Origin of the sequence: Clostridium sp. KLE 1755 (assembly GCF_000466465.2) — a bacterium.
Lineage (GTDB): Bacteria > Bacillota > Clostridia > Lachnospirales > Lachnospiraceae > Eisenbergiella > Eisenbergiella porci.
Genome location: NZ_KE992689.1, coordinates 1 through 10,934 on the forward strand (window position 1 = coordinate 1; position 10,934 = coordinate 10,934).

General features: G+C 48.9%; 11 protein-coding genes and 1 pseudogene. All 12 read left to right on the plus strand.

Annotation, left to right across the window (positions count from 1 at the left end):
• The first annotated feature begins 44 nt into the window (after window positions 1-44).
• Window positions 45-599: a cysteine peptidase family C39 domain-containing protein gene (locus HMPREF1548_RS29430; protein WP_157065652.1), complete on the plus strand. Its 555-nt coding sequence runs from the start codon at window positions 45-47 to the stop codon at window positions 597-599.
• 24 nt (window positions 600-623) lie between these two features.
• Window positions 624-1,010, plus strand: coding sequence for a hypothetical protein (locus HMPREF1548_RS08960; protein WP_035321635.1), 387 nt, complete (start codon window positions 624-626; stop codon window positions 1,008-1,010).
• Between the two features lie 415 nt (window positions 1,011-1,425).
• Entirely contained in the window at window positions 1,426-1,785 is a 360-nt protein-coding gene (locus tag HMPREF1548_RS08965; RefSeq protein ID WP_003500140.1) for a DUF3847 domain-containing protein, read from the plus strand.
• Window positions 1,751-3,247, plus strand: a complete 1,497-nt coding sequence (gene mobQ / locus HMPREF1548_RS08970) for a MobQ family relaxase (protein ID WP_021635679.1) — start codon at window positions 1,751-1,753, stop codon at window positions 3,245-3,247. Before HMPREF1548_RS08965 ends, mobQ begins: the two co-directional genes overlap by 35 nt.
• Entirely contained in the window at window positions 3,244-5,115 is a 1,872-nt protein-coding gene (locus HMPREF1548_RS08975) for an AAA family ATPase (RefSeq protein ID WP_021635680.1), read from the plus strand. The genes mobQ and HMPREF1548_RS08975 overlap by 4 nt, the downstream gene beginning before the upstream one ends.
• Before the next feature lie 143 nt (window positions 5,116-5,258).
• Window positions 5,259-5,417, plus strand: a complete 159-nt coding sequence (locus tag HMPREF1548_RS28865) for a transposon-encoded TnpW family protein (protein ID WP_021635681.1) — start codon at window positions 5,259-5,261, stop codon at window positions 5,415-5,417.
• Window positions 5,418-5,458: 41 nt separating this feature from the next.
• A pseudogene (locus HMPREF1548_RS08980) lies at window positions 5,459-6,292 on the plus strand (VirD4-like conjugal transfer protein, CD1115 family); the annotation flags it as partial.
• A 63-nt stretch (window positions 6,293-6,355) separates the two neighbouring features.
• Window positions 6,356-6,571 carry a Maff2 family mobile element protein gene (locus tag HMPREF1548_RS08985; RefSeq protein WP_003508243.1) on the plus strand — a complete coding sequence of 72 codons (216 nt, stop codon included), beginning with the start codon at window positions 6,356-6,358 and terminating at the stop codon, window positions 6,569-6,571.
• Window positions 6,572-6,641: 70 nt separating this feature from the next.
• Window positions 6,642-7,505, plus strand: a complete 864-nt coding sequence (locus HMPREF1548_RS08990) for a VirB6/TrbL-like conjugal transfer protein, CD1112 family (RefSeq protein ID WP_007860210.1) — start codon at window positions 6,642-6,644, stop codon at window positions 7,503-7,505.
• A 4-nt stretch (window positions 7,506-7,509) separates the two neighbouring features.
• Window positions 7,510-8,418, plus strand: a complete 909-nt coding sequence (locus HMPREF1548_RS08995; RefSeq protein WP_021749496.1) for a radical SAM protein — start codon at window positions 7,510-7,512, stop codon at window positions 8,416-8,418.
• A 1-nt stretch (window position 8,419) separates the two neighbouring features.
• Window positions 8,420-8,812: a PrgI family protein gene (locus tag HMPREF1548_RS09000; RefSeq protein ID WP_006774460.1), complete on the plus strand. Its 393-nt coding sequence runs from the start codon at window positions 8,420-8,422 to the stop codon at window positions 8,810-8,812.
• A partial coding sequence (locus tag HMPREF1548_RS09005; RefSeq protein WP_021635684.1) for a VirB4-like conjugal transfer ATPase, CD1110 family occupies window positions 8,772-10,934 on the plus strand: 2,163 nt, incomplete at its 3' end. The genes HMPREF1548_RS09000 and HMPREF1548_RS09005, both read left to right, overlap by 41 nt.

Below are 10,934 nucleotides of genomic sequence, written 5' to 3' on the forward strand. Positions count from 1 at the left end.
AACTGGCTTAATCAGCAGGCACTAATTATGGAACTGGATGGTCTTTGAAGACAAGTAAATCGATTTCTGGTTTTAAACTTTTGGATATGGCAAACTTTGAAGCCGAAAACCATTGTAGTTTAACAACTTTAACTGCTATTTTTAATTATCATAGATCACAGGGTTATTCAAAGATTCCATCAGATTTAAACACTCTGTTCGGTAGAATTAAAACCATAGCAACAGATAATGGTTATTATACACCAAGTGGCACTAATCCAACACAAATTGATAATTTGGCAAAAGATATTTGGAAATATTATGGATACTCTGGAACAGCAAATAACGATTTCTTTTTCAATGGTGTAGAGTCCATTAACAATACTCTTAAAGGAGAGGTTGATGGAAATAGACCAGGGGCAATTAGCTTTACCAGTGGATCGTATGGAAATCATACAGTAACTTATTATGGTTATAATATCTATAAAAAGTCAGGAAGTAGTGATAAGCTTTATCTTAGAGTTAATGATAATTGGGGTACTTCTGCTCGCTATGTAGATACTACTTATATTGGCTCTTTAGGACATACCTTATTCGAAATTTGTAGAGTAATCCCTTAATTCAAAATGCAAGAGGAATCAGACATGAAAAAAAACAGGAAATTGGTCTTGATAAGTTTACTTGTTCTGCTTATATTCATAGTTGTTCTATTTGCTTTTTGGATTTTAAAATCTCCCTTTGAATCGAACGCAATAAAAATTGAGATTCAAAATGGCTCTACAGGTGAGATTGTTGAGTTGGATAACTCTCAGAGAGACCAACTTATACAAAAGTTGAATTCGCTTGAAACACATGTATCTGGAATTAGCGGTTTTTCAACTGGATATGAGTATAAAATAATCTTTTTCCTTTCTGATAGGAATACAAAAGAACTTTATGTAAAAAATTTGTCATGCGTTTCAAAGAATGGTTTATTGTATAGAGTGAATGGTAATTTAGTCTCAATAATTCAAGAGTTTATAAACAACTAAATTAGATAAAAGAAGCAGGGAGTTTTTCCTGCTTCTTTTGCTAAAATAGAAAGTCAAGCATTGGCATACAATAGCATAAGAATATAAAATTCCCTTTAGGAACTAAAGGGCGCACTTCTATACTCTCCTATCGGGAGTATGTGCGTCCTGCGGAGCTTCATTCTCTGTCAGCAGAAGAAAACTGCCCGACCGAGAAAGTTGCGTCACTTCGTTCCGTCAAGGTGGCTACACCCCCTTGCGCCGCTAATGCGGCTATCCCCTGTGGACTTGCCGTCCGCAAACAGCATAAAATGCTGTTCGCCGCCAGCAAGTTTGGAAAAATAAATACCGAAAATCAGACCGTTGACTGGTCGCACTATGCGAAAAGTTGACGGTCTTTTTTTATCCCCAAAATCAAAAAAGGAGGTCAATCACAATGACAAAACCGAAAACCCTTGACCAGCTCCGAGCCGAAAAGGAACGAGCCGAGACGCAGCTTGCACAGGAACAACACAAGCTGGAGCGTCTGGAGAATAGAAAGAAGTATCTGGAGAAAGGCGAACGCACCAAGCGCACCCACCGCCTTTGCAATCTGGGCGGCACAATTGAGAGCCTTGCCCCGGAGGTCAAAGATCTCACACGCACCGAAATGACAGAGCTGATGGAACACATCTTTTCCCTGTCCGAAGTCCAGCGAGCCGTCCGTCACATGGCGATTACTCATATCAGCCAAGCAAACAGAGAAAAGGAGTTGAAAGCCGATGGCACTATTTCATCTGAGCGTCACGCAGACTAAGCGAAGCGCAGGACAGTCCGCTATCGCTTCTGCCGCCTACCGAGCCGGGGAGCGATTGTATAGCGAGTATTACGGCGAATACAGCGACTACACCCGCAAGGGCGGCGTGATCTGCTCTGACATTCTCCTGCCGTCCCATGCACCGCCCGAATACGCAGACCGCCAGACCCTATGGAACGCCGTGGAAAAAGCCGAGCGTGGAAAGAACGCCCAGCTTGCATACAGCTTTGACATTGCCTTGCAGAATGAATTTTCCCTTGAGGAAAACATCGCTCTTGCAAGGCAATTTTTGTTGGAGAACTTTGTGAGCCGGGGCATGGTGGTTGACTTCGCCGTACACCAGCCCGACCGGGAGGACGGCGGCATACCAAACCCACACTTCCATGTGCTTTGCCCCATCCGTCCCATCGAGCAGAACGGCAAATGGGGACTAAAGCAACGCCGGGTGTACGAGCTGGACGAGGACGGCAACCGTATCCGAGACCAGAACGGCGAGTTTGTTTTCAACGCCGTTCCCACTACCGACTGGGGCAGTCCCGAAACGCTGGAACATTGGCGTGAAGCATGGGCGGAGCTATGCAATGCCAAGTTTGCGGAAAAAGGTATTGATGTTCGTATCGACCACCGGAGCTATGAGCGTCAGGGCGTGGAGCTTCTTCCCACTATCCACGAGGGCGCAACCGTCCGGGCAATGGAGAAGAAAGGCATACGCACCGAGAAAGGCGAGTTCAACCGCTGGATCAAAGCCACCAATGCCGTTATCCGGGACATCAAGAAGAAAATCACTCTCCTGTTTGATTGGATTGCCGAAGCAAAAGCAGAGCTTGCCAAGCCGCAGGCACCCGACCTTGTTTCGCTGCTGAACGCCTATTACACCCAGCGCAGAGCCGGGGCGTATTCGCAGAAAGGCAAGGTCAGCAACCTAAAGGAGATGAACGAGACTTTCAATTATCTCCGGGCAAACGGCATTTACACTCTTGAAGATTTGGAAAGCCGTGTCAGCGAACACAGTGCTGCCACAGAGAGCTTGAAGAAAACGCTGGACGAACAGACCGCCCGAATGAAAGCAATTAAGCAGCTCTATGACAGCTCCGCTGCTTTCCAGAGCTTGAAGCCTGTCTATGACGGCTTGCAGAAAATCAAGTTTGAGAAGCCCAGAGCCAAGTACAAGGCAGAGCATGAAGCGAAACTGAAACAGTTCTACGCCGCCAGACGAAAGCTGACCGGAGAGTTCCCGGACGGCAAGGTGGATATGAAAAAGCTGACCGAAGAGTATGACGAGTTGGAACAGGCGCATGAAACCACCTACGGCGAGTTCAAGACCGTAAGAGACGATTTACACCGTCTTTGGAAGGTCAAGTCATGCGTAGATACTGCCACCCGATTTAACGAGCGCACAGAGGAACAAAAGCTCCAAAATCGACCCCAAACACGACACAAAAAGGAGGAACTATCCCGATGAATTATACCCAAGCGCAGATTGACCGGGCAAACGCCGTCAGTCTGGAAGATTTTCTCCGCACACAGGGAGAGACGCTAATCAAAAGCGGACGGGAATACCGCTGGAAAGAACATGACAGCTTGACCGTCCGTGGAAACAAGTGGTTTCGACACAGCCAGAGCAAGGGCGGCTATCCCATTGATTTTGTCATGGAGTTTTACGGCAAGTCCTTTCCCGAAGCCGTCCAGCTTCTGACCGGCGAAAGCGGCGAGGGGCAGACCGAAGCCGCCACAGCACCGCCCACAGCGTTTCACTTGCCCTTGCACAACAGAACAGCCGACAGAGCAATCCAATATCTCACAGAAAGCCGAGGTCTCAACAAAACGCTTGTTGAGGCTTTTCTTCTTTCCGGGGATATTTACGAGGACGCAAAGCGGCACAATGTTGTGTTTGTCGGCAGAGACCGAAGCGGTACGCCGAGATACGCCCATGTGCGAGGAACGGCAGACCCAATCAGACAGGACATTGCCGGGTCTGACAAATCCTATCCGTTCCGACACGAGGGTAATGGCAATCAGCTCTTTGTCTTTGAAGCGCCGATTGACCTGTTATCGTTTATCTGCCTTTATCCGCAGGATTGGCAGACAAGAAATTATCTTGCCCTGGGCGGCGTTTCTGGCAAAGCCCTTGACCGTTTTCTTTCTGAGCGCAAGGACACCCAAAAAGTGTTCCTCTGCCTTGACAGCGACACCGCAGGAAATGAAGCCTGCACACGACTGGCACAGTCCATTCCCGGCGAGTTCGCCGTCATTCGCCTTGTCCCGGCAAGGAAAGACTGGAACGATGTTCTCCGTCAGCAAGGGGACATTCCCAGCCGCAAATTCATAGCCGAAACAATCACGCTGCGAGAGCTGCCCACCGCCCAGCCTGTTCCCATGCTCCGCATGGCAGATGTGGAGCTGACGAGCGTGGATTGGCTATGGTTTCCCTATATCCCCTTTGGAAAGCTGACGATTATACAGGGCAACCCCGGCGAGGGCAAGACCTACTTTGCCATGCGTCTTGCGGCGGCTTGTACCAACCGAAAGCCTTTACCCGGTATGGAGACCCTTGAGCCTTTCAACATCATCTACCAGACCGCAGAGGACGGTCTGGGCGATACCGTCAAGCCCCGACTGATGGAAGCGGAAGCAGACCTTGAAAGAGTGCTTGTCATTGACGATAGGGACACACCGCTGACCCTTGCCGATGAGCGCATAGCAAGGGCAATCCGGGAAAACAACGCAAGGCTGGTTATCATTGACCCGGTACAGGCGTTTCTGGGCACAGATGTGGACATGAACAGGGCAAACGAGGTGCGCCCGATATTCCGCAGTCTGGGAGACATTGCACAGGCTACCGGGTGCGCTATCGTGCTGATTGGACACCTGAACAAAGCCGCAGGAACGCAAAGCACCTATCGGGGATTAGGGTCTATCGACATCACGGCGGCAGTCCGCAGTCTGCTCTTTATCGGCAAGCTGAAAGACAGTCCCACGACGAGGGTGCTTATCCATGAGAAAAGCTCCCTTGCGCCGCCCGGACAGTCCCTTGCATTTTCTCTGGGAGACGAGAAAGGCTTTGAGTGGATAGGGGCTTATGACATTACCGCTGACGAGCTTCTTGCCGGGACAGACACCGCTAAGACCGAGAGCAAGACCGCACAGGCGCAAATGCTCATTCTGGAACTGCTTGCGGACGGAAAGCGTATGCCGAGCGCAGAGCTGGAAAAGGCAGTCAATGAGCGTGGGATTTCCTCACGCACCATGAGAACGGCAAAGAGCCGTATCGGGGACAGACTTGTGACCGAGAAAGACGGCACAGCATGGGTCTGCTATCTCCGAGACTGACAACAGGAACACGGCAAGCGTGGCAAAGACGGCAAGGCTTTTATAGATACCTTAATGTTGCCGCCTTGCCTTGTTCCCTCATACCGACACCGCCCGATGATGAATAGTCACCGGGCACTTTTTCATTTACAGGAGGATTTTGAATGAACAATACCGCAACCAACACCGCCACTTGCCCGACTGTCAGAAAGCAGATTGGCAAGACCACCTATATCGTCCGTGTCCATTTCAGCGAGACCGCCAAGGAGACGATGGAGGACAAAATCAAGCGTATGCTCCGTGAAGAAGTCCGCAGAATGTAACTTATTTTTGAATTTGATGAAAAAGTCCTTGACTTTTCGTCTCTGGCAAAACGGCAAAGTCAATCCTTATTTCTTGCGGTGCGCGGCTTGCCCCTTTTGATATAGAGGAACTCCGGGAACTCATGTCCTATGATGAATTGGAACTTGATACATTGGGCGACCGGAAAACCGCGCTTTTCCTCATAATGAGCGATACCGACGACACCTTTAATTTTGTTATCGCTATTTTGCAATCGCAGCTTTTCAATTTGCTTTGTGATAAAGCGGACGACGAATACAACGGCAAATTGCCTGTTCATGTCCGCTTTTTGCTTGATGAGTTTGCGAACATCGGACAGATACCCCGATTTGATAAACTGATTGCCACAATCCGCAGCCGGGAAATGTCCGCTTCTATCATTCTGCAATCGCAGAGCCAGCTAAAAGCCATTTACAAGGACGCGGCAGAAATCATACTTGATAATGCCGACAGCACCTTGTTTTTGGGAGGACGTGGGAAAAATGCAAAGGATATTTCGGATAACTTGGGACGGGAAACAATCGACAGTTTCAACACTTCCGAAAATCGCGGCACGCAGGTTTCTCATGGACTTACTTATCAAAAATTAGGAAAGGAGTTGATGACACAGGACGAAATAGCAGTTATGGACGGTGGGAAATGTATTTTGCAGCTACGCGGTGTACGTCCCTTTTTAAGCGACAAATACGATATAACGAAACACCCGAACTACAAATACCTTTCCGACTTCGACAAGAAAAACGCTTTTGATGTGGAACGGTATATGTCTACCCGCCCGGCAATAGTAAAGCCCGATGAAGCCTTTGACATATACGAAATAGATTTGTCCGACGAGGACGCAGCCGCCGAGGAATAACGGCGGCATTTTCATTTTCAACAACATTTTTTGAGCCGCACAGCGGCAGAAAGCGAGGTTTATATGGATTTCTTTAACAGCGCAGTTGGTGTATTGCAGACTTTGGTTATCGCGCTTGGCGCAGGTCTTGGCATTTGGGGTGCCATTAACTTAATGGAGGGTTACGGCAACGACAATCCCGGAGCCAAAAGCCAGGGCATGAAGCAGCTCATGGCGGGCGGCGGTGTCGCTTTGATCGGCGGCACCCTTGTTCCGCTTCTTTCCAAACTTTTTGGATAATGCCTAAAACAAATACCACCCGCCGCGCCCTCTCGGAAACGGGAGGGCGCGGGAAAGGAGGGATTAACTTTTGATATGGCAGATGATTGAAGATTGGTTTCGCGGCATTTTGACAGACGGGATTTTATCGAACCTCTCCGGCTTGTTTGACAGCGTAAATACAGAGGTTGGAGAAATCGCAACGCAAGTCGGCACGACCCCCGCCGGGTGGAACGCGGGCATATTCAACATGATACGCAGCCTTTCGGAAAATGTCATTGTACCGATTGCGGGCGTTATCATTACCTTTGTCATGTGCTACGAACTAATCCAGCTTGTAATTGAAAAAAACAATCTGCACGATCTCGACACTTGGATTTTCTTCAAATGGATTTTTAAGACCTTTGTTGCGGTGCTGCTGGTAACAAACACTTGGAACATCGTCATGGGAGTTTTCGACGTTACGCAGAGCGTCGTCAATCAGAGCGCGGGGGTTATCATATCCGATACAAGCATAGACGTTACCACCGTCATTACCGACATTGAAGCAAAACTCGACGCTATGAGCGTGGGCGGTCTTTTGGGGTTATGGTTTCAATCCCTCTTTGTAGGGCTTACCATGAAAGCCCTGTCAATCTGCATTATGCTTGTGGTGTATGGGCGCATGATTGAAATATACCTTGTAACGAGCGTTGCCCCTATCCCGATGGCAACAATGGTAAATCACGAATGGGGCAGCATGGGACAGAATTACTTAAAATCTTTGCTTGCGCTTGGTTTTCAAGCGTTTTTGATTTTGGTGTGCGTGGGCATTTATGCGGTCTTGATACAGACAATCGCAGCAACCGACGACATTTCCGGCGCGATCTGGGCTTGCATGGGCTATACCGTCCTCTTGTGCTTTACCCTTTTCAAAACGGGGAGCCTTGCAAAGAGCGTCTTTTCGGCACATTAAGGGGGTGAGTTATGATTTGAAAATCGGCTTAATCGACGTTGACAGCCATAATTTCCCCAACCTCTGCTTGATGAAGCTATCCGCGTATCATAAAGCAAAGGGGCATACGGTGGAATGGTGGAACGCAAAGGGGCGGTACGACCTTGTATATAAAAGCCGCGTCTTTACGGACACCTATTCCAAAGACACGATAACCGTTACCAACGCGGAACAGGTTATTTTCGGCGGTACGGGCTACGACACGAAAAACCGCTTGCCGCCGGAAGTGGAACACAGTTACCCGGATTATTCTATCTACCCGCAGTTTTTCGGGATTGCCTACGGCTTTTTAAGCCGGGGTTGTCCGAGAAATTGCGGGTTTTGCATTGTCAGCGGTAAAGAGGGGCGCAAAAGCGTTAAGGTTGCGGATTTGTCCGAGTTTTGGAAATGGCAGCCGGAAATAAAAATCATGGACGCTAATCTGCTTGCCTGTCCCGACCATGAAAATCTCATTGAGCAGCTTATACGAAGCCGCGCATGGGTGGATTTTTCGCAAGGGCTGGATATTCGCCTTGTGAACAGGGATAATGTCAGCCTGTTAAATCGGGTACGGATAAAAGCGGTACATTTTGCATGGGATAATCCCGACGAGGACTTGACCGGGTATTTCCAACGTTTTTTGGATTTGACAGCCATTAAAAGCAGCCGCCAGCGGCGCGTGTATGTTCTTACCAACTACGGCAGCACTCACGAACAGGATTTATACCGCGTGAACACCTTGCGGGCTATGGGCTTTGACCCGTATGTGATGATTTACGAGCGTCCAACCGCCCCGCCTGTTACCCGCCATTTGCAACGATGGGTAAACAACAAGCGGCTTTTCTATGCTGTTCCCCGCTTTGAAGATTACATTCCGGGCAGAAAGGAGGTATGAAATGGCGTATGTAACCGTCCCAAAGGACTTAACAAAAATCAAAAGCAAGGTAATGTTCAACCTTACGAAACGACAGCTAATTTGTTTCAGCGCGGCGGTGGCAATCGGACTGCCGCTGTTCTTTTTGGTAAAAGGCAGCGTTGGAACGAGCGCAGCGGCATTGTGCATGGTGCTTGCCATGCTGCCTATGTTTTTGCTTGCCATGTACGAGAAAAACGGGCAACCGCTGGAAGTGATTATTCGGCAATTTGTGGAAGTGAAGTTTCTTCGCCCCAAAGAGCGACCTTATCAGACCAACAATTTTTATGCCGCCCTTGCGCGGCAAGAGCAATTAGATAAGGAGGTACGGGCGATTGTCAAAGGAAAAGAAAAACACCCAAAACGAAAAGCGTAAACTTTCCCGACAGGAAAGAAAACAGATAGATACCCTTATCCGACAGGCAAAGGGCGACGGGAAGCCCCATACGGCGCAGGACAGCATACCGTTTGAGCGAATGTATAAGGACGGGATTTGCCGCCTTGCAAACGGGCGGTATTCCAAGTGCATTGAGTTTGAGGATATAAATTATCAGCTTGCGCAGCCGGACGACAAAACCGCCATTTTTGAAGCCCTTTGCGATATGTATAACTCGTTCGACGCTTCTATCAACGTGCAGCTTTCCCTAATCAGCCGCCATGCGAACAAGGACGATTTCAAGAACAGTATCACGATTGCGCCGCAGAATGACGATTTCGACAGTATCAGAGCAGAATACACCGAAATGCTTAGGACGCAGCTTGAACGCGGAAACAACGGGCTTATCAAGACCAAGTTTCTTACCTTTACCGTTGAAGCAAAGGACATCAGATCGGCGCGGGCGCGTCTTGCCCGCATTGAAACGGACACCCTCAACCATTTTAAGGTGATCGGCGCGGCGGCGCGGGTATTGGACGGGAAACAGCGTCTTGAAGTGCTGCATGGGATTTTCCACCCGGACGGGGAACGCTTTAACTTTGCGTGGGAATGGCTACCCGCAAGCGGTCTTTCCGTCAAAGACTTTATCGCCCCGTCCTCTTTCCGATTTGGCGACGGGCGAATGTTTCAAATGGGCGGCAAGTTTGGTGCGGTTTCCTTTTTGCAGATCGTCGCGCCGGAACTTTCCGACCGTATGCTTGCTGACTTCATGGACGCGGAAAACGGGATTATCGTCAATCTGCACATTCAGAGTATCGACCACAACGAAGCAATCAAGACGATTAAGCGCAAGATCACCGACCTTGACCGCATGAAGATTGAAGAACAAAAGAAAGCAATCCGCAGCGGTTATGACATGGATATTATTCCGTCCGACCTTGCCACCTACGGCGGGGAAGCAAAAAACCTACTCCGCGATTTGCAGAGCCGCAACGAAAGAATGTTTCTGCTTACGCTGCTTGTCTTAAACCTTGCAGATACCAAGCAGAAATTGGATAACGAAGTGTTCGGGGCGGCGGCAATCGCACAGAAATACAACTGCATTTTGACCCGCCTTGACTACCGGCAGGAACAGGGGCTTATGTCCTCTATCCCGTTGGGGGAAAACCTTATCCATATCCAGCGCGGCTTGACGACCAGCAGCACCGCCGTTTTCGTTCCCTTTACGGTGCAAGAGCTGTTCCAAAGCGGCGAAGCATTGTATTACGGCTTAAATGCCCTTTCCAACAACATGATTTTGTGCGACCGAAAGAAGCTGAAAAACCCCAACGGCTTGATACTCGGCACACCGGGCAGCGGCAAAAGTTTTTCTGCAAAACGTGAAATCACAAACGCTTTTCTTATCACGTCCGACGACATTATCATTTGCGACCCCGAAGCCGAATATTACCCCCTTGTCGGACGTTTGAAAGGACAGGTTATCAAGGTTTCGCAGAACAGCACGCAGTACATTAACCCTATGGATATTAACCTCAATTACAGCGAGGGCGACACGCCCATAGCCTTAAAGAGCGATTTTATCCTTTCCTTTTGTGAGTTGATTATGGGCGGTAAAAACGGGCTGGAAGCTGTCGAAAAGACCTTGATTGACCGCGCTGTTATCAGCGTGTACCGCAACTACCTTGCCGACCCGAAGCCCGAAAATATGCCGATTTTGGGCGACCTCTACGACGAGATCAAGAAGCAGCCGGAAAAGGAAGCGCAGCGTATCGCGGCGGCATTGGAACTCTATGTAAACGGCAGCTTGAACATTTTTAACCACAGGACAAACGTTGACATTCATAACCGCCTTGTCTGCTTTGATATTAAGGAACTCGGTACGCAGCTTAAAAAAGTCGGTATGCTTATCGTCCAAGACCAAGTATGGAACAGAGTAACGGTAAACCGCAGCGAGGGCAAGGCGACGCGGTATTACATCGACGAGTTTCATTTGCTGCTCAAAGAGGAACAGACCGCAGCATACAGCGTCGAGATTTGGAAGCGTTTTAGGAAGTGGGGCGGTATTCCGACAGGTATCACCCAAAACGTGAAAGTGCGCCCAGATAGGGCGTTGTGCAAAGCA